At 38.9% G+C, this 18,080-nt stretch carries 19 protein-coding genes; 11 read left to right on the top strand and 8 right to left on the bottom strand.

What is annotated here, in order from left to right:
• Positions 1 to 12 precede the first annotated feature (12 nt).
• Positions 13 to 216 (bottom strand): BcsR/BcsP family cellulose biosynthesis protein, encoded by a 204-nt coding sequence (gene bcsR, locus ACFI4Z_RS02710; protein ID WP_462669209.1) that lies wholly within the window; start codon positions 214 to 216, stop codon positions 13 to 15.
• 116 nt (positions 217 to 332) lie between these two features.
• Here bcsR and bcsE point away from each other — a divergent pair, with 116 nt between their 5' ends.
• The 3 genes from bcsE to tyrR all read left to right on the top strand — a co-directional run bounded on the left by bcsE (position 333) and on the right by tyrR (position 5,476).
• Positions 333 to 1,952, top strand: a complete 1,620-nt coding sequence (gene bcsE, locus ACFI4Z_RS02705) for a cellulose biosynthesis protein BcsE (RefSeq protein ID WP_462669208.1) — start codon at positions 333 to 335, stop codon at positions 1,950 to 1,952.
• A 169-nt stretch (positions 1,953 to 2,121) separates the two neighbouring features.
• Positions 2,122 to 3,696, top strand: coding sequence for a cellulose biosynthesis protein BcsG (gene bcsG, locus ACFI4Z_RS02700; RefSeq protein WP_462669207.1), 1,575 nt, complete (start codon positions 2,122 to 2,124; stop codon positions 3,694 to 3,696).
• A gap of 223 nt (positions 3,697 to 3,919) precedes the next feature.
• A complete protein-coding gene (gene tyrR / locus ACFI4Z_RS02695; protein ID WP_394192138.1) occupies positions 3,920 to 5,476 on the top strand; it encodes a transcriptional regulator TyrR in 1,557 nt (518 codons plus the stop codon).
• Positions 5,477 to 5,489: 13 nt separating this feature from the next.
• Here tyrR and ACFI4Z_RS02690 read toward each other — a convergent pair whose 3' ends face one another.
• On the bottom strand, positions 5,490 to 5,978 hold the full coding sequence (locus tag ACFI4Z_RS02690) for a hypothetical protein (RefSeq protein WP_462669206.1): 489 nt from the start codon (positions 5,976 to 5,978) through the stop codon (positions 5,490 to 5,492).
• 108 nt (positions 5,979 to 6,086) lie between these two features.
• On the opposite strand from ACFI4Z_RS02690, the gene ACFI4Z_RS02685 reads away from it, so the two are divergent.
• Positions 6,087 to 6,623, top strand: a complete 537-nt coding sequence (locus ACFI4Z_RS02685) for a thioesterase family protein (RefSeq protein WP_135473987.1) — start codon at positions 6,087 to 6,089, stop codon at positions 6,621 to 6,623.
• Between the two features lie 58 nt (positions 6,624 to 6,681).
• Here ACFI4Z_RS02685 and ACFI4Z_RS02680 read toward each other — a convergent pair whose 3' ends face one another.
• The gene (locus ACFI4Z_RS02680) at positions 6,682 to 7,335 is read right to left on the bottom strand and encodes an OmpW/AlkL family protein (RefSeq protein WP_099294560.1); all 654 of its coding nucleotides are present in this window, start codon (positions 7,333 to 7,335) and stop codon (positions 6,682 to 6,684) included.
• Positions 7,336 to 7,569: 234 nt separating this feature from the next.
• Here ACFI4Z_RS02680 and ACFI4Z_RS02675 point away from each other — a divergent pair, with 234 nt between their 5' ends.
• The 3 genes from ACFI4Z_RS02675 (at position 7,570) to ACFI4Z_RS02665 (ending at position 10,826) form a co-directional block, all read left to right on the top strand.
• Positions 7,570 to 8,988 (top strand): MATE family efflux transporter, encoded by a 1,419-nt coding sequence (locus ACFI4Z_RS02675; RefSeq protein ID WP_462669205.1) that lies wholly within the window; start codon positions 7,570 to 7,572, stop codon positions 8,986 to 8,988.
• Between the two features lie 55 nt (positions 8,989 to 9,043).
• Entirely contained in the window at positions 9,044 to 10,231 is a 1,188-nt protein-coding gene (gene dapE, locus ACFI4Z_RS02670) for a succinyl-diaminopimelate desuccinylase (protein ID WP_462669204.1), read from the top strand.
• A gap of 154 nt (positions 10,232 to 10,385) precedes the next feature.
• Entirely contained in the window at positions 10,386 to 10,826 is a 441-nt protein-coding gene (locus ACFI4Z_RS02665) for a GNAT family N-acetyltransferase (protein WP_462669203.1), read from the top strand.
• Positions 10,827 to 10,862: 36 nt separating this feature from the next.
• Here the strand turns inward: ACFI4Z_RS02665 and olsF are convergent, their stop codons facing one another.
• A complete protein-coding gene (gene olsF / locus ACFI4Z_RS02660) occupies positions 10,863 to 12,581 on the bottom strand; it encodes a bifunctional ornithine lipid synthase OlsF (RefSeq protein WP_462669202.1) in 1,719 nt (572 codons plus the stop codon).
• Positions 12,582 to 12,734: 153 nt separating this feature from the next.
• Between olsF and ACFI4Z_RS02655 the strand changes: the two genes are divergently transcribed.
• Both ACFI4Z_RS02655 and ACFI4Z_RS02650 read left to right on the top strand, forming a co-directional pair.
• The gene (locus ACFI4Z_RS02655; RefSeq protein ID WP_462669201.1) at positions 12,735 to 13,655 is read left to right on the top strand and encodes a 2-hydroxyacid dehydrogenase; all 921 of its coding nucleotides are present in this window, start codon (positions 12,735 to 12,737) and stop codon (positions 13,653 to 13,655) included.
• A 98-nt stretch (positions 13,656 to 13,753) separates the two neighbouring features.
• Complete coding sequence (locus tag ACFI4Z_RS02650) at positions 13,754 to 13,885, top strand: hypothetical protein (RefSeq protein WP_256827023.1); 132 nt, start codon at positions 13,754 to 13,756, stop codon at positions 13,883 to 13,885.
• 19 nt (positions 13,886 to 13,904) lie between these two features.
• Here the strand turns inward: ACFI4Z_RS02650 and smrA are convergent, their stop codons facing one another.
• The 3 genes from smrA to ACFI4Z_RS02635 form a co-directional block, all read right to left on the bottom strand.
• Entirely contained in the window at positions 13,905 to 14,483 is a 579-nt protein-coding gene (smrA, locus tag ACFI4Z_RS02645; protein WP_462669200.1) for a DNA endonuclease SmrA, read from the bottom strand.
• Positions 14,484 to 14,610: 127 nt separating this feature from the next.
• Positions 14,611 to 14,856 carry a hypothetical protein gene (locus tag ACFI4Z_RS02640; protein ID WP_058559944.1) on the bottom strand — a complete coding sequence of 82 codons (246 nt, stop codon included), beginning with the start codon at positions 14,854 to 14,856 and terminating at the stop codon, positions 14,611 to 14,613.
• 99 nt (positions 14,857 to 14,955) lie between these two features.
• Complete coding sequence (locus ACFI4Z_RS02635) at positions 14,956 to 15,393, bottom strand: hypothetical protein (protein WP_462669199.1); 438 nt, start codon at positions 15,391 to 15,393, stop codon at positions 14,956 to 14,958.
• Between the two features lie 109 nt (positions 15,394 to 15,502).
• On the opposite strand from ACFI4Z_RS02635, the gene ACFI4Z_RS02630 reads away from it, so the two are divergent.
• A complete protein-coding gene (locus ACFI4Z_RS02630; protein ID WP_099294576.1) occupies positions 15,503 to 15,886 on the top strand; it encodes a response regulator in 384 nt (127 codons plus the stop codon).
• A 54-nt stretch (positions 15,887 to 15,940) separates the two neighbouring features.
• Here ACFI4Z_RS02630 and rpsT read toward each other — a convergent pair whose 3' ends face one another.
• A complete protein-coding gene (rpsT, locus tag ACFI4Z_RS02625) occupies positions 15,941 to 16,201 on the bottom strand; it encodes a 30S ribosomal protein S20 (RefSeq protein ID WP_016708897.1) in 261 nt (86 codons plus the stop codon).
• Between the two features lie 253 nt (positions 16,202 to 16,454).
• Here rpsT and murJ point away from each other — a divergent pair, with 253 nt between their 5' ends.
• Positions 16,455 to 18,035: a murein biosynthesis integral membrane protein MurJ gene (gene murJ, locus ACFI4Z_RS02620; RefSeq protein ID WP_462669198.1), complete on the top strand. Its 1,581-nt coding sequence runs from the start codon at positions 16,455 to 16,457 to the stop codon at positions 18,033 to 18,035.
• Positions 18,036 to 18,080: the final 45 nt, after the last annotated feature.

The following is an 18,080-nucleotide window of genomic DNA, read 5'->3' as shown; positions in this document are numbered from 1 at the left end:
TTTAGTAAGCGACTATTTCGTATTCGTGTTCATATCAAACATTTCGCAAGAACGAGAAACATCGCCCAGTAATGGATACTTTTCAATTATTTGGTTATTCTTTTGCACATCAACAATTTCAATATAAGATGAAGTCTTACCGCCAAATCGGTTTAATAAATTATCAATATCATATTGTGTGAGGATATTTGACTTTTTTACTGCAAACTCATTCATTAAGACTATCTCTTGTAAATAAAACGCTATTAATTATGTTTCAATGTGGACTTAGTTAACATTATATATAGAATGTTGGACAAAACTAGCTAAAAATATTAATTACAGGATATGACGTGCCTAATTTCGATATAGAGGGGTTGCCGAACTCATTTAGGGAGCTTAAAAACAGTGCAACGTATATATTTATATCACCTCTTGATAATCAAGTAATTGAGTTTGCTTTACAGGCCATTTCAAGTAGTTCATCGGCGCACTTATTTATTTTATCATCGCAAATCGAGTTGTTTTATGAGTCACGTTATGCCGTTAATTTAAACTCTTTACATGAAAAGGGCCAAGTACATTCTTTTTCTTTTGACTATGCTTTGGCACAAAAAAAGAAGCTTAGCTTTACTAACAACCTGCTTAATGAACTTAAAGTTTACGATGAGCTTGCGGGCTCCACCGTTGTGCTCCATATTCATTCCGACCTATTTACGCGTCATTCGCAGACGCAATTAGCTGAACGGCTAAAGCATTACGAAAAGTTTGCAAAAAAATACCAATTGACATTTGTTTTCATTATTACTGGAATTGAAGTTGCCCAAGTGCGCAGAGATGTGCAAGTACTTAATAAGCACTTTGATGGTATTGTTTACATCTCAAATGACGCTGCTGTTCGAACCGTAGAGTATGATTATTGGAGTTACAGTGAAGGGGTCAAGGCGGGTGAGTCTGTTCGACTAGAAACACATGGTAATCGATTTAAAGCGGTCAATCAAAGTGAATTGAGCGAACAAAATCCTCATCAAAACTTTGATGAAGATGATGTATGGTTAGTTAAAACAGCAGTACCAGAAGGCACCAAATTACCGGTGTTTTATAAAACAGTTGCAGATAACGAAACACTTTTTAAGCACGGAAAAAAGGTAAAAGCGGCTACATTAGTATTTGCTGTAACCCGTTACACAGATTTAGCAACCTTAGCAAGCCAATGTTTTTCGTTAAGAAATCACTGTGGTAAGAAGTTGAAATTGGTGGTGCAGAATGTGGATGGTATTATTCGACACCAAGATGAATGTTTATTTTTAACCTTGGGCGTGAACCTTATTCTATATAGTTTCTCAGAGCCTTCACGTTTGCTTTCTCAGATTCAGTCAATACAGGGTTTTCAGTTTTCAAGGCCTTTGCCTAGCAACATTGAAGAGGTTTTAAAATATTCAGAAAGCTCGCTCTCAAAAGGATTTTTACCGCTAAAAGAGTTTGCAAAACAGGTATTAAATTATAGTGACTCCGCTTCAAATATGGGTGTAAGTGGTGTGTTAGTAGTAATGCGATTGTTACCGCGTATTGAAGCGATACACCCTTTGCAGCTGTTTCATGTAAAGCGAGAAGGGGATGTGTTTAGTACTGTTGATGACCAAGTTTACTTATACTTGCATGCTTGTCGTGAACACGATGTTGAGAATGCGATTAAACATTTGTTTAGGTTAAAAGTAGCTGATTTCTTTGATTCAAAAATTGTGATCGCCGACCACTTTTTTATTCAGCAAGAATGTAGGCGTTTGAAAAATAAGTATGAGGGTGTTCAAGTGCCTGATTATACAATGCAATTGCAAGATAATACCCGTCATATATTTGATAAACGACCCGCCGATAATACAAAAGCCAAGGTAGATTCACCTGAATTTAGTAAAGTAACTAGGCCTTTTGCAACGCGTTGTTTAATGAGTTTGAAGGAGTCGATGAAATGAACCTAAATCAGTTTTTTATTACTTTTGTTGTTGCGCTAATCTTTGGGGTCGTTTTAAGTAATATCGCAAAAACATTTTTTGTTTACTTTATGAAATTTTATCGAAAGCTGACATTCAGACATGTATTACTTAAGCCGTATGAGCCGAGTATTAAAAAGAAGGATAAAATGTGAAAATAACAGGTTTAGGTATTTGGAATGTCTATTTCTTAATTAAAATTGCTTTATATGCACGTGGCGAAATTTCATTTCATTTTATAGAGAATTTAGCTTTCTTTGCTTTTTTGGCATTGTCATTTAATCACCCTTTATTGAAACGTGGTAAGCACGTTTTGGCAGGGTTACTTGCGATTATTTTATTTTATTATGATTCATGGTTGCCGCCTATATCACGTTTACTAAAGCAGGTTGGCAATGTACAAGATTTTAGCCTAGATTATTTTATTGAAATAAGCGCGCGCGTGGTTAGCTTAGAATTGTTTTTAAGCCTCTTCATAGTGTGTGTGTTTTACCGATACACTCATCAATGGCTTCGCTATACTACGCTTTCATTGGTTGGGTTTGGGTATGCTTATTGGCTGGCTTCAGCGAGCGTTGATGTTGAGATCGTCCCACCTCAAGTATCACAAAAGCAATCTCGGGTTCCTGCAAAGCAATTAGTCGATGTGGGAGTATCACTTTCTCCACAACAACAGCTTACGCGCTTTTATCAAGAGCAAAGCCAATTAACCAGCGTGTTTCCTGAACAATTACCAGAAAACCCTTTTGATGTATTAATTCTCAATGTGTGTTCTTTATCAACAGCAGATCTAAATGCAATTGATGTAGATCCGCGTGAGCTATTTAGTAATTTTGATGTCTTGTTTAGTGATTTTAATTCAGCCACGTCCTACAGTGGCCCTGCTGCTATTAGGTTATTGCGAGCAAGCTGTGGGCAAACCAGTCAACCACAACTTTTTGAACCAGTGCCAAAACAGTGTTACTTATTTGAAAATTTAGCCGAGCTAGGTTTTGATACCTCTGTTGCCATGAACCACGATGGTCACTTTGATGATTTTAAAGGGTTAATTAACTCATATGGTGGCATAAATATTCCTAAATTAAATTTTACGAATTATTCACCCTTTCAATTCGGGTTTGATGGAAAACCTATTTACTCAGATCAAGAAGTATTAACCAACTGGCTTTCATCACAGCAAAAGAGCAATAAACCACGTGCGCTTTATTACAATACGATCAGCTTACATGATGGTAATCAAATTGCAGGTTATGACCGCATGAGCAGCCCACAAAGTTACCCAATTAGACAAAAACAGCTTTTTAGTGATATTAATCAGTTTATTGATAAGCTTGAGAGTGCAAAGCGTAATACGTTATTAGTGCTCGTGCCTGAACATGGTGCAGCCCTTGAGGGTGATAAGGTTCAATTTTCAGGGTTACGAGAAATACCAAGCCCTAAGATAGTTTCGGTTCCTAGTGCGATTAAGTTTATTGGACCCAACATAACCCACTCGGGGTTAATAGAAGTCAGTGAGTCAACGAGCTATTTTGCCTTATCTGAAATCATCAGCCGCGCACTGAAAACCAATGTTTTTTCAGGTAATACATCAATAGGCTCACTACTTGACGATCTACCACGAGCACCTAAAGTAGCTGAGAATGAAGACACTATAATGATGTATATCAATGAGCGACCGCATATTCAGCTCGATGGTGGAGAGTGGACTGAATATCCTCAAGGTTAACAGCTATACGCTGCTTTGGTGTTCGTTTTATAAAAAGCATTAGCTCATGAGGTGGTCGCTACACTCAGTAGTGGCCACAGATTTTATTTGATTGAGCGATAAAAAGGGTGTTAACGTACGAATACGCAATAAATCGTCCAAAAATCTTTACGATATACTATCCTCATTCGCTTTGTTCGCGTATTATTCGCGGAATATTGGTTTTCTCTTTTTTGAGGGTGAAATGCGTTTAGATATACACTGTGCAGACCGGATTGGTATTGCTCAAGAAATACTTAATATTTTAGTGAACTACCAAGTTGACTTAAAAGGTATTGAGGTTGATTCAGTTAACTGCCGTATGTATGTAAGTTTCCCGCCTATTGAATTTGAACAATTTCAAAAAATCATGCCCTCTATTCGTTTGATTGACGGCGTTATGGATGTTCGAACAACTGCATTCTTACCTTCTGAGCGTGAACATAACGAGCTGAATACGCTTTTAAGAGCCTTACCTGACGGTATAATTTCAATTGACGCCAAAGGTTGGGTTAGACTTTGCAATGACGCTGCATGTAAAGATTTACAATTAACAGAGAAAGAAGTTATTGGCTCAAATATTAATAACTTACTTAAAGGGTTTAATTTTACCCGTTGGCTAGAAAGTAAAGAAGTGCTTGGCCAAACAACGCGCGTTGAAGTTGCAGGTGAAGACTTTATTGCGGATATCTTACCAATTTCAGTTCCGCAAGGTGCTGAAGGCGATGTGCTTGCAGGTGCTGTAATAAACATAAAATCTCAAAGTCGTTTAGGCCAGCAAGTCAGTGCGTTTAGACGTTATGGTCAAGAGAGTTTTGCAACTATCCATAACTTTAGTACTGCAATGCGCAGAGTTGTGCGAGAAGCCCGTAAAATGGCGCAGCTTGAAGCGCCCATATTAATCACAGGTGAAACGGGCACAGGTAAAGAGTTGTTAGCCCGTGCATGTCATTACGCTTCAAACCGTTCAGTAAAACCGTTTATTGCATTGTCGTGTGCGTCTTTGCCTGATGATGTTGCAGAGTCGGAGCTCTTTGGTTATGCAGGCTATGAAGAAAATGCCGCGCCTAAACGTGGAGTATTAGAGCAGGCAGACGGCGGCACTGTGTTTTTAGATGAAGTTGGGGAAATGTCGACTCAGTTGCAGACTAAGCTGTTACGATTTTTACAAGACGGTACGTTTAGAAAAGTAGGTGATGAAAACGAAGTAAAAGTAAATGTGCGCATCATTGCTGCAACGCAAAAAGATTTGCCTGCAATGGTACAAGAAGGTGCCTTTAGGGAAGACTTATATTACCGGATAAACGTATTAACTCTTGAAATAGCCCCACTGCGCGATAGAAAAGCCGATGTTGGCCCACTAGCTGAACATTTTATACAAAAGTATGCGCAGCAAAATGGCCACGCAATACCTGAGTTATCGGCAGAATGTTTAACGTTTTTACAAGATTACCCGTGGCCTGGAAATGTACGTCAACTTGAAAATGCTATTTATAGAGCCGTATCACTTCTAGATGATAATGAACTCAGAGTTGAGCATTTGCAATTACCTACATTTACTCACGATTTAGGGTATTTGGAATCGGATTTCGAAGGGTCGCTTGATCAAGCTGTTAAACGATTTGAGGCTACGTTGCTTCGTAAACTTTACCCGGCTTACCCAAGCTCACGGCAACTCGCAAAACGCTTAGGCTTGAGCCATACCGCCGTTGCAAACAAACTGCGCGACTACGGAATTAACCGTAAAACAGTAAAAGTTTAACTCCTTGTGGGCGCTATTGTTTAGTGCCCATGTCTTTTGTTACACCATCAATAGCAATGCTATCAATGCCATCATTGTTAAACTTAATAGTTATACTGATATTATTACGTGCAAAAAAGTAATCTTTTTTATCAAGGCTAATTACATAATCACCTTTTACAGGATCCTTAAATTTACTTTTTTTAAGTTGTAGTGAGTGCTCACCTATTTGCCAGTTAAATGTTTCTATAAAGCCATTGTTAAACTCTTGAACCCAAATTTGCTCTTCGTCTTTAGATAGGGTTATCGCAATAGAATATGATTCAGGTAACTGCATCGCATAGCTTTTACTACCAATCTTAAATTTACCCTCGGCTTCATTCCAACCAAAGCCAAATGAAAATGGCTTTTCTACACCCGTTGGGTAGCGAACTTGACCTTCACCAGTGTAATCAAAGTCAGCCCAAACAGAACTGCTAAACATTACACAAGCTATCGCGGTCGTGAAAGTTAATTTAGTCATTTTTATGTATACTCTTTCTCATCATATAGTTGAGATTAGAGTAGATTATTCTCCAATGCAACTTACTGTGTTACACTCGAGCTATTCTTGACTGGTAAGACCTTTATTGTGAACCTTTATTTTCGCCTTTTATTGCTGTTTTTTAAGATTAAACGTAACCGACACTACCAATCGTTATTGGATACTGTTGATATCGAGTATAAAGCGCTCCCTACCGACTGTGATATAAACTTACACCTCACTAATTCTCGCTACTTAGCCATGATGGACTTAGCGCGTACATGGATGACAGAGCGAGTCGGTTTATTAGGGCCTATATTGAAAAAGCGCTGGTTTCCAATAGTTAATGCAACTGCCATTACATATATACGTGATATTAAGCCGATGCAGCGTTATACCATTAGCACGCGCTTAGTTGGTTGGGACCACAAATACTTTTATATTGAACAGAAGTTTCATTCTAAAAGTGGGTTACACGCAATTGCTTATGTTCGTGGTGTGTTTAAGCGTAAAAAAGGAGTCGTGAGTGTTGAGGAAATGCTCGAAGTGGCTGGGTTTAATGATGTTGCTCCAATTTTACCTGCTGAGGTAATGCATTGGAAAGAAATGCTAGAACAAAAGAAGGTAACAAATTTGCCTTCTTAATTGCACTAAAAATTGCATAAAAAAAGGCCTTGCGGCCTTTTTTTGTTAGTGCGTAATCTTAAAAGCTGTACTTTACACCTAGCATAGCTACCACAGGGTCAATCTTAACTGTTGAGGTAAGTGCCTTTGCGCCATTTGCATACACAGTAGCATCAGTCTCAATATCCATTACAGATACCATCGCGTGTAGGCCCCAATTTTTATCAAACATGTAATTAAAGCCAGCTTGTGCTGCTAAACCAAATGAGTTATCAAGTTTTACTTCAACATCATCTGTGGCAAGTACTGATTTGAGTGCTGCTGACGGCTCTTCATCAAAAAACACTGTGTAGTTCACACCAACACCTACAAATGGGCGAAATGCTGATTGACTGTCTAAAAAATGATATTGAGCAAACAATGAAGGTGGTAGATGCTTGATTGTTGCAATTTTATTGCCTGCTAAACCGCCTGCGCCATTTACGTCATGAGAGAAAGGTGTTGCAGCAACTAACTCTAACACCCAGTTATCATTTAATGCGTAATCAACAGTAATACCTAACTGGGTATCTGAGTCTGCTTTTAAGCCTAATGCTGTATTTTCATTAATCGCTGAGTTGGTATTGTCAGGGTTTACATTAATAGCACCGACATTAACACTCAGATTTGCACTTGCAAAAGGAGACGCGATTAATAGTGATGTAAATAACGCTGCGCTAAGTTGTTTTTTCATGCTGTTCTCCGAGAACGACTATTTTTGAATTGCGACCATTATCAATCAACTTAAAAATAAAAAGCTGTTCTAGATCAAGGTTTATTAAGCACAATTGCGACGCCATAAGTTTGTTTGATTTAGATTAAGTTTTGGTCCACTTGTTATAGAAATATATTGACGCCGATGGATTTCGTTCTGTTCACCTTGTAGACATCATTTTACGTTATAATAAGCGCCTAAATAAGGCATGCTATGAATCAAACCACTTCACTTTTTCTCAATGGGTCTATCGCCAAAGCACTTTTTAAGCTCGCGATACCGATTATTCTTATCAATATCTTGCAGTCAGCTTATCAATTGACAGATGCGTTTTGGGTTGGCCGATTGGGCGCCGCTCAAGTGGCTGCTGTATCGGTGAGTATGCCAGTTACATTTTTAGTTATTGCGATTGGTTCCGGACTTGCTATGGCGGGTGCTATTTTATCTGCTCAATATATGGGAGCGGGGCAACAAGAAAAAGTAAATCATGTTGCTGCTCAAACTATGCTAATGGTGACAATCACCGCCAGTGTATTGGGTCTGATTGGGTACACTTTATCGCCATATTTTTTAACGTTGTTAGGAGTCGACGAAGTTGTTTACAACGATGCGTTGAAGTTTATGCATGTATCCTTTATTGGTGTAGTTTTTGTTTTTATTTATGCCATGTTCCAAGCGTTAATGCGGGGAATTGGCCAAACGAAGGTGCCATTAATCATTGTTAGTTGTACAGTTTTACTAAACTTTGTGCTTGACCCTTTATTTATTTTTGGTTTTGGTGATTTTAAGGGATATGGCGTAATGGGCGCTGCGTTAGCAACGCTCGTTACGCAAAGCCTTGCTGCATTGACTGGTGTTATTATATTTATGCGTGGTCGCCATGGTATTCAATTAAGCTTATCAAGCTTTATTCCTGATTTAGCCTATATAAAGCAGGCTTTTATTTTAGGTGCGCCAGGCTCTGTTGAGTTATCTACCCGTGCATTTGGTTTAATTATTATGTCATTTTTGGTAGCGAGTTTTGGTACTCAAACCATCGCGGCGTATGGCGTGGGTTCGAATGTGCTACAAATGGTGATGATCCCTGCAATGGGACTGTCGATGGCTGTATCGACCTTGGTTGGACAAAATATGGGCGCTGGCAATGTGAAACGTGCAGCGCAAATAACCAAACTTGCCGTCTTATGGGGGTTAATTGGATTATCAATCATTGGTGGGCTTGCTTACTTTTTTGCTTCAGCGCTGGTGGCATTTTTTATCCCAGATGATCCCGATGTGATAAACAAAGGTGCGCATTTTATAAGAGTAATGAGCTTAACATGGGGTGGGATTGGGGTGCAGTTATGTGTAGTCGCGGCATTTAGAGCATCGGGTAATATGTTAAACGCGATGTTACTGGCCTTATTCTCTCAGTGTGTGGTTCAGTTTCCTGTTGCATATATTTTATCAAAGCACACACTATTAAGTGATCACGGGATTTGGTACTCGTTTGCTGTGACCAATATTGCTGTAGCTTTATTATCTTACCTGTGGTTTTGCAATGGGCGGTGGCAACGAACACGCCTAACCAAAGAAGATAAAAATATTGCTAAAGTTACGCAAGAAGCCTTTATAGAAGAGGGGAGTCATTAAGCGGTCATAAAATCACGGTGTAATAAACACTTCTATGTTACTAGGTGTGATTCTGATGACGTTATCTATTCAACCTACATTATCTGCTAAAGAGAATGAAGCCCAAGCAGTTGTTGATTACTTACAGACGCTGATTAAATTTAATTCTGTGACTCCGTACCAAGCGGGTGCTATTGATTGGTTAGAAAGCCAACTAGATAGACTTGGTTTTGAGTGTGAGCAATTTACGTTTAATAATGTGACTAATTTAATCGCTAAAATACATTTTGGTGACGGGCCTATTTATGCTTTTTCGGGACATATTGATGTTGTTCCAGCCACAGCTGAACATTGGTGTGTGGCCCCTTTCTCTGGCGCTATTTTAAATGATGCTGTTTATGGACGCGGTGCTGCAGACATGAAAGGAGGTGTGGCTGCTATGCTGCGTGCGACTGAGCAGTTAGTTGTTAATAAAGAAGCTAAAAAAGGCACCCTTTATTGGCTAATTACCTCAGATGAAGAGGGGGAGGCCGAATATGGCTCTTTATTAATTGCGGAGCGTCTAGCTCAACAAGGAGTTAAGCTAAATGGTTGTATTGTGGGTGAACCAACGAGCCATTTACATGTTGGTGATACAATAAAAAATGGACGACGTGGTGCGCTGTCAGCACGCTTAAATATAAAAGGGAAGGCAGGTCATGTTGCCTATCCTGAAAACACGATTAATGCAGCTCACTTAAGTGCAGACGTCGTTAAACGTCTAACTAACATTGATTGGTCTTGCGATGAGCCTGGTTCCAATACTAGCCTGCAAATTACCGGGATCAACATAGACGATGTGGTTGATAATATGGTGCCAGCTCAGTGTGAGGTAACGTTTAATGTGCGATACAGCCACGGTTATAAAAGCGCTGATATAAAAACTGAAATTCAATTTGCGCTTGGCGATTTAGTGCAAAACCTCAATATAGAATGGGAGCGTCCGTGTGAATCATTTTATACCAGCCACCAGTCTCAAAATTGTTTATTAGCGCATGTAGAGCAAGCAGTATTGAGTGTGACAGGAAGTTACCCTCTATTAAGCACCAGTGGAGGCACATCTGATGGGCGCTTTTTTGCTAATAATTATACGCAGGTAATTGAATGTGGGGTGCGTAATAATACAATTCACCAAGTGAATGAGCATGTACCAATTAATGATTTATTGAGAATTGAGCAGATCTATATGTGCCTATTAGAAAAACTATTTATTATAAATCCATGAGTGAATTAATTTCGTTTGGTCTACTCTTATATTATTTAGCAAAAATATACTACCTGTGGTATTTTTAAATATTAAAGTATTATTTAAGGTACTAGGTCTTTGTAGAGATTGTGTTATAAATATATCTCTGGGCTAGATAAGGAATCATAAGCTAATGATAAGAGTGGCTGAAAAAGGTGATCTAACGGCAGTGCTAAAATTATATAAAGAGTTGCGCCCAACAGATCCAGAGCTAGAAATAAGCCTAGCAACTAATATATGGACTTCAATGATTGAAGATCCGCACACTTTCGTGATAGTTGCAGATATAGCAGGAGAACTTGCTTCGACATGTGCGTTAACACTCAATAAAAGTATCGCGAATGGTGCAAGACCATTTGCAATAATAGAGCATGTGATCACTGCGAAAAAGTTTCGCAGGCAAGGGCTAAGTCGCCAAGTATTAGATTTCGCAATTAGGACAGCATGGCAACAAAACTGCTATAAAGTTATGTTGTTATCGGGCGAAAACCTCACAGCAGCGCACGCTCTTTACGAATCAGTTGGGTTTCAACCGGGTATTGAAAAAGGTTTCGTCATAAAATCACCAACCTAGCCTGTAATCTAAATGCAATTAACATTGTCTCAATAGCTAATTAGGCTCTTTACCTAAATAGCGCTTTGCTTTACCAGCTTTTACTTTTTCAAGATCAACCAGTACTAGTCCATCAATACAGTTATTGAACTCTGGGTCTACGCTAAAACTTAAAAACTGCACGCCACCAGGCTCACACAATTCTGTGTATTGTTTAAACAAGGTAGGAACTCGTGCCCCCATGTTGGCAAGAATATGTTTAAGCTCAACAAAGTCCTCTTTAATATCATCACCGCAAAAAATGCTTTGGCATTGTTTAAGCTGCTGCTCTGTCGGCTTAAATTCATTGTTTGGCGTGGCAATTATGTCTTTTGTACCATAATAATGCTGGTAGTAATGAACCAACATGGCTTTTGCCTGATCAGGTAGTGCATTAGATACACTGACAGCACCATAGAGATAACGATACTGGGGGTAGTTTTGTACAAATGCCCCGATACCGTACCATAAATAATCTAAGCTTTTGCGTCCCCAATATTTAGGTTGCACGAAACTACGACCAAGCTCAATGCCTGCTGCAAAATAAGGGGTCATCTCATCACTGTAAGAAAATAAGCTATCCGTGTATAACCCTTTTCGTCCTTGTTTATCAATAACTTCCTGTGCACAAGCTAGACGGTATGCTCCTACTAACTCGAGTTGGTTTGGATCCCATAAGACGAGATGCTGATAGTCCATATCATATTTATCGATATCACGGCGCTTTCCACTGCCTTCACCCACTGTGCGAAACGATATTTCGCGCAAACGACCTAACTCTCTAAAAATGGCGGAGCTTCCTTGGTATTGGTACAAATATATTTTCATACCGTCGCTCGTTGTTCCGAGTAACTGACAAGCCTCAATGGCCTTTTTAAGTTCTTTTTTACACTCAGATGATGCTATTGGGGTTTGTGTTTTTAGAGGAAGTGTTTTTTTACTGACTAATCGGTATAGCTGCTTTCTAATAAGGTTAACGACTTCTTTATCTTTAAGGTTTTCAATTAAATACGATTCAGGAGGAATTGATGCGCCTATTTCAAACTCAAGAGATTTTTGTCGTTGTTTAAACATTTCCTTCACTAATAATAAGCTAGCCAATGGCTTGTAAATCATGGATGTGCCATAAAATAATGGACTATTTTTTGCTTTGATAAAAATGGGTAAAATGGCGCAGTTTGCTTTTTTGGCTATGCGAAGAAAGCCGCTATTCCACTTGCAATCTTTGATGCCCGTAGGGCTTAGGCGAGACACTTCTCCCGCGGGGAAAATTAATATAGCGCCCTCATCTTTAAGATGCTTATGAATATTGCTTAGTTCTTTCTTTTTACTGGTGCCAGAGAGGTTATCGACAGGTAATAGTAAAGAATGCATAGGCGTTACTGACATCAACATTCGATTAGCGACTACTTTTAAATCTTTCCGAGCACTGAATAAAACTTTGATCAACGCTAAAGCATCTAATGATCCTATCGGGTGGTTAGCAACAATCACTAGCTTGCCCTCACTGGGAATATTCTCGATTTGCTTAGGCTTATAGCGAGTATCAAAGTCAAGCTCATCTAATACTTGTTCTACAAACTCGATACCTTCTAAATGTGGGTAAGCATCGCCAAATGCAACAAACTCTTGCTCATGGAGTAAGTAACCCAGTCCTTTTTTAACTAACCCTTTTACCTTCGGAGAGTTTTCTAATTGTGGAAGGTTGGCCGCAATGACTTTATCAACACTGATCATAATTACCTCATTGTCTTTGGTGATCAATATACGAACAGATTAAAAGTTTGCTATGACAGTTAGGTTGCAGTTGTATGACTTTTTAAAGAGGGTATTTAACATTGGTGTTTATTGAAGTGTTTAATATAATGAAAAAAAACGGTAGAGAAAAACATGCACTTACTCATCGCGATTAGTAACCGAGACTGCACAAAGTTAGTTAACACACTGCAAACATACTTACCAGATGTGGAAATCTCGCTCTGGCCACATTGTCGTAATTTACATACTGTAGAATTTGTCGTTGCATGGCTTGCGCCTGAGCAAATGTGGCAACAATTACCCAATCTTAAAGCTGTCTCATCATTCGGCGCAGGGGTTGATAGTATAAACCTAGACTTGTTAGCTGATGATGTTGTGGTTACACGAATCGTTGACGACGCATTAGCCGATGATATGGCTGAATATGTGTTAACTCATATTCTAGCGCAAAAACTGAAATTAAAAGAGTATTTTGCTAAGCAACAAGATCAGCTTTGGCAACCAAAACGAGCACATAAATTCAACCATGTAGTATTTTTGGGCTTTGGCCAATTAGGACAGCACTGCGCTAAACGTTTACTTGCCAATAAATTAGTTGTCAGTGCTTTTTCACAAAGTCCGAAACAATTTACTGATGTAACATGCGTTCATAGCCAAGAAGGACTGACAAATATTTTGTCGAAAGCAGATTACCTCGTATGCTTATTACCTTTAACGGCCCAAACTGAAAATATTATTGATAAAGCGCTATTAACTCAGCTTCCTGAGCATGGCGTTGTGATCAATGTGGCTCGTGGTCAGCATGTTGTTGAAGAGGACTTGATTTGGGCACTTGACAATAAAGTAATACGCGCCGCGACCTTAGATGTTTTTAGGCAAGAACCATTGCCGAAAGAGCACCCATTTTGGTCTCATGATGCAATTACAGTTACTCCGCACTGCGCTGCTTTATCGAGTATTGCCAGTGTGGCAAAGCAAATAGCAGACAATGTTAAACTCCTCGATAAAGGGTTAGAACTAAATCATCAGGTTGATAGAACAAAAGGTTATTAAAATTTGAACAATTCATGGTGTGTACATGTTGTTAACATGTGTGATTTTAGTTATTGTAGATGTGTTGCGTAAAAATAATAATAAAAACAAGGTTAACTATGAAACACCAACAAGGCGGCGTTAAATTTAGTCTCATTGTTCTATCAGTCATCCTTATGGGTGTATCAGCATGGTTTAATCAGGCTAATGCCGATGAGCCAAATCAAGCTGAAATCACCCAACAGGATTAATCATACCCGTTGCGAGAGCTCAGCGCTTAGCATGGCGCTCTCGATTCTCATGTTTTTTCTCATCACTCTTTTTCAGTAAAACATAGGTAGCACCTATACCGCCGTGCTGCTTCAATGCTGTGTGAAATGCTAAAATGTAATCTAGCTCTTGTAACCATTTGTTGGTGTAGCTTTTTAATATACCGGGTGTTTTCTTATTTTTAATACCGATACCGTGGCGTATTAGAACTACGCGGATATTTCTTGCTTGGCAGTCAGTAATAAAATCGAATAATGATTCTCTAGCGGACTTTAACGGCTGTCCGTGCAAATCAAGCGTTGCATCAACTTGGTACTTCGCTAAGCGTAAGTTTTTGAACACACCGTCTTGTACGCCTGCATTTTTGTAACTCAGTAACGAATCAGGGGGTAAAAGCTCTACAAGTTCACTACGAAGGTAATTTTCATCAACCGATAAATCTGCTTCAGCTGCTTTTCTCTTTTCTTGCTGTGATAATGAAGGGGCAGTCTTTGACTGTTGTAATTTGACCGTGTCATGATTTAACGGCTTTACATCTTCCATGGATGATAAAAATAAATCAAAATCAGATACTGACATAGGTCACCTTAAATTACCCTTATACGTAGTGGATTTTAGCCTAGTTCACCTTTTTAGTCATTGAGCAGATAAAAAAATACCTCGATGAGTAATCTCAGCGAGGTATAAAATTATCTTGGGAGAGATATTAATTCGTCGTAACATTTAGTTGCCCAAAAGTATAAACTTTGAACAGGTAGAATGTATTGATCAACACTAAGCTCATATTTGAAATAACACTCGAAGACATTAAGTCTAAACTAAACGATAAAAACAGTAATACGCAGGCGCTAACAGCGGCTATACGTAGTAAAGTTAGTTGATTGATAAATAGCGCCCCTAATCCAAGGGCTAGCAGTATAAAATTTAAAAGCCAATCTAGCTCGTTTAACATGGTCGTTTCAGTGTACTTGTGGTTAAAAAGGAGCGCCATTATGGTGATCTTTTACACACCTTTCAACCAAGTAATTTTATAATTTTAAGATTAGTTTTTCTAATCCAAAATTAACTTTTTCATTGCGGCAAAAAAACCGCTTTTTTCAGTGATTCGGTATTTTTGGCATGTAGCTGGTTGCTTTAGATCTTGGCAAAGATAAATCGTATTGCGCTCTAGATCAGCTCTAGGCTGTAAGCTAGAATCAAATAGGTTTGCACCATAGCCAAATAGGCCTGGCCAATATACGCTTTGCGTAACCAATCCTAATTTCTGATAAGTTATCAGCTGTGGTTTTGGCGTAATTAAAAAGCCTAATACTAAAACAATTATACTTATAATTAGTTTACGGCTTTTTGGTTTGTGCTCATCCGTACTCACATTATTCGCTGTGTTTTGCGATGCGGCAGCGGTTGTTTTTTTCGCTGAAGACTTTTGCGTTTTATTTCGCTGTGGGGTTTTCCCTAGCAGAGATTGTTTTTTTATTTTATTTGACATAAAGCAAATCTGGCCTTTTAAGCAGGTGTCTCTATAATGAGATCAGTGTATTAAAAAATTTCTTAAGTATAATAACTTAAACCTAGCGGATAGCCTATGGGGATCAAGTATGAATGCGCAGCTTTCAATTTTAATAGTCGATGATGTAGGTACGGTTCGTAGCTTTTTGCATCAAACACTTATGCATTTAGGGATAGAGAAGGTAAGAGAAGCGTCTACAGCAGCCCAGTGTATCAGTGCTTGCCAGGAGGCCGATTACAATATTATCTTTTTAGATATTGAGTTGCCTGATGGTGATGGCAAAGAAATAATTGCGAAGATAAACGAAATCAACCCCGCTTCGAATGTTGTGATGGTCTCAGCACACTCAACAGTTGAGAACGTTAAAGACGCTATTGATAAGGGAGCAAAAGGGTTTGTAGTCAAGCCTTTTACACCAAAGAAAATAGCAGCCATGCTGAAAAAGTTTTATCCAGACCTTGAAATAGCCTGATTAAGATACAAAAAAACCGGCCAAGGCCGGTTTTTTATATTCTACAAAAACAAATTATAGTGCTTTTATCTTAGCAGCTAAACGGCTCTTATGACGAGCAGCTTTGTTTTTGTGAATTAGACCTTTAGTTGCGTAACGGTCTAAAATTGGTGTAGCAACTGCGAAAGCTTGCTGTGCAGCTTCCTTGTCGCCCGCTTCAATAGCAACAACTACTTTTTTGAAGTATGTACGCATCATTGAACGACGGCTTGCGTTATGCTGACGGTTTTTTTCGCTAGTGATAGCGCGTTTTTTTGCAGACTTGATGTTAGCCAAGGTTTGCTCCTAACAATCTTAAAATAAGCTTAATTTAAAGGCCGTGGAATATGCCTTTTTTAATCATGATTGTCAATAAAAAATTGACAAAACAAGAAAAACTGCTCCTTTGTAACGAACATCAATTTGCCGCTCTAGCAGTTAATATCCCTATTGTAACAAAGCCCATGCACTGAGCCTAGTGCTTTAGAGCGATTTATAAAAAAGACTGTGGCATAATTAACTTTCCTATTGGTTTTAAAGCAGGTTTAGTGTGGCAAAAGGATTATTTCGTTCAGGTATGATTGTAAGTGCAATGACCATGATTTCGCGTGTTTTAGGTCTTGTGCGTGATGCCGTTGTGGCAAATTTACTGGGCGCTAATGCTTCAGCAGATGTATTTTTATTTGCCAATCGGATACCTAACTTTTTACGTCGCTTGTTTGCTGAAGGTGCCTTTGCTCAAGCATTTGTGCCCGTATTATCTGAAATTAAAGAGCAGCAGGGTGACGATAAGGTCAGGCTTTTTGTTGCTCAAGCCGCAGGCACACTCGGAACCATTTTATTAATTGTCACAGTTTTTGGTGTTATCGCTTCACCTGTGATTGCAGGTCTGTTTGGCACAGGTTGGTTTATTGATTGGTATCAAGGTAACCCCGACGGTGAAAAATTTATTCTTGCCAGTGAATTGTTAAAATGGACCTTCCCTTACTTATTTTTTGTAAGTTTAGTGGCATTAAGTGGCGCAGTAATGAATGTATACAACCGTTTTGCCGTGGCTGCTTTTACCCCCGTGTTACTTAATATATCTATCATTAGTTGTGCGATTTTATTGCATGACCAATTTTCAGTAGGGGCATACTCGCTTGCCATAGGCGTGTTTGTGGGAGGTGTTGTGCAACTATTGTTTCAACTGCCGTTTTTGTATCGAGCAAAAATGCTTAGTAAGCCCCGCTGGGCTTGGCAAGATGATAACGTTAAGAAAGTTCGTAAATTGATGATTCCAGCATTGTTTGGTGTTTCTATTAGCCAAATTAATTTACTACTCGATACCTTGATTGCCTCGCTATTGATGACCGGTTCTATCGCATGGTTGTATTACTCTGACAGATTGATTGAGTTCCCGCTGGGGCTGTTTGGCATTGGTATAGCCACAGTCATTTTACCTGCGTTATCTAAGTTACATAGCACCAAAAGTAGTGGGGATTTTCAGCACACGCTGGATTGGGGGGTGCGATTTGTGATTTTTTTAGGCCTACCTGCAATGGTTGGCTTAATGCTTATTAGCCCGTTAATTATTTCTGTGTTGTTCGATCATGGCGCTTTTAAAAATGGTGAGGTTGACCATGTGCACGCGGTAAGTTTAGGCGTTATAGCTTATTCGGTTGGCCTGGTGAGCTTTATGTTGATTAAAGTTCTAGCGCCAGGTTTTTATGCTCGCCAAGATACCAAAACACCCGTACGCATCGGCATTATTACGCTGGTACTTAATATGGTTTTTAATATAATGCTTGCCCCATTTATTGGTTATTTGGGACTAGCTTTGGCCACCTCAATGTCCGCTAGTTGCAATGCTTACTTGCTATATAGACAATTAAAGAAAGAAAACGTATACAGTTTTTCAAGTTTTAGTGGTTGGTTTACTGTTAAGTGCATTATTTCTAGTGCGGTTATGGGGTTGAGTGTTTGGTATATTTCAAACCAGTTTTTATGGCGTGAGTGGCACTTTAGTGAACAAGTTGTTTTACTTTGTAGTCTATTAGCGCTAGCAGGGATTGCATACTTCTTGTCGATGTTTTTGCTAGGTGTAAGACTAAATACGATAAAAAACGTAGCAACTACTGAATCAAATTAAAAAAAAGATTATAATCGGCGATTCTACGGCTGAAATAAATTTTCG

It is taken from the genome of Pseudoalteromonas sp. RWi3 (genome assembly GCF_054960735.1).
Note: the sequence above shows the minus strand (reverse complement) of the source record. Positions and strands in the feature narration are given on the sequence as shown.

Bases quoted from the DNA above. Each gene is read 5' to 3' on its own strand.
- smrA (WP_462669200.1), bottom strand. From the start codon at position 14,483: ATGTCAGTATCTGATTTTGATTTATTTTTATCATCCATGGAAGATGTA.
- ACFI4Z_RS02665 (WP_462669203.1), top strand. From the start codon at position 10,386: ATGATAAGAGTGGCTGAAAAAGGTGATCTAACGGCAGTGCTAAAATTA.
- ACFI4Z_RS02650 (WP_256827023.1), top strand. From the start codon at position 13,754: ATGAAACACCAACAAGGCGGCGTTAAATTTAGTCTCATTGTTCTATCA.
- bcsR (WP_462669209.1), bottom strand. From the start codon at position 216: ATGAATGAGTTTGCAGTAAAAAAGTCAAATATCCTCACACAATATGAT.
- ACFI4Z_RS02630 (WP_099294576.1), top strand. From the start codon at position 15,503: ATGAATGCGCAGCTTTCAATTTTAATAGTCGATGATGTAGGTACGGTT.
- ACFI4Z_RS02690 (WP_462669206.1), bottom strand. From the start codon at position 5,978: ATGACTAAATTAACTTTCACGACCGCGATAGCTTGTGTAATGTTTAGC.
- ACFI4Z_RS02680 (WP_099294560.1), bottom strand. From the start codon at position 7,335: ATGAAAAAACAACTTAGCGCAGCGTTATTTACATCACTATTAATCGCG.
- ACFI4Z_RS02655 (WP_462669201.1), top strand. From the start codon at position 12,735: ATGCACTTACTCATCGCGATTAGTAACCGAGACTGCACAAAGTTAGTT.
- dapE (WP_462669204.1), top strand. From the start codon at position 9,044: ATGACGTTATCTATTCAACCTACATTATCTGCTAAAGAGAATGAAGCC.
- olsF (WP_462669202.1), bottom strand. From the start codon at position 12,581: ATGATCAGTGTTGATAAAGTCATTGCGGCCAACCTTCCACAATTAGAA.
- tyrR (WP_394192138.1), top strand. From the start codon at position 3,920: ATGCGTTTAGATATACACTGTGCAGACCGGATTGGTATTGCTCAAGAA.
- ACFI4Z_RS02675 (WP_462669205.1), top strand. From the start codon at position 7,570: ATGAATCAAACCACTTCACTTTTTCTCAATGGGTCTATCGCCAAAGCA.
- ACFI4Z_RS02640 (WP_058559944.1), bottom strand. From the start codon at position 14,856: ATGTTAAACGAGCTAGATTGGCTTTTAAATTTTATACTGCTAGCCCTT.
- ACFI4Z_RS02635 (WP_462669199.1), bottom strand. From the start codon at position 15,393: ATGTCAAATAAAATAAAAAAACAATCTCTGCTAGGGAAAACCCCACAG.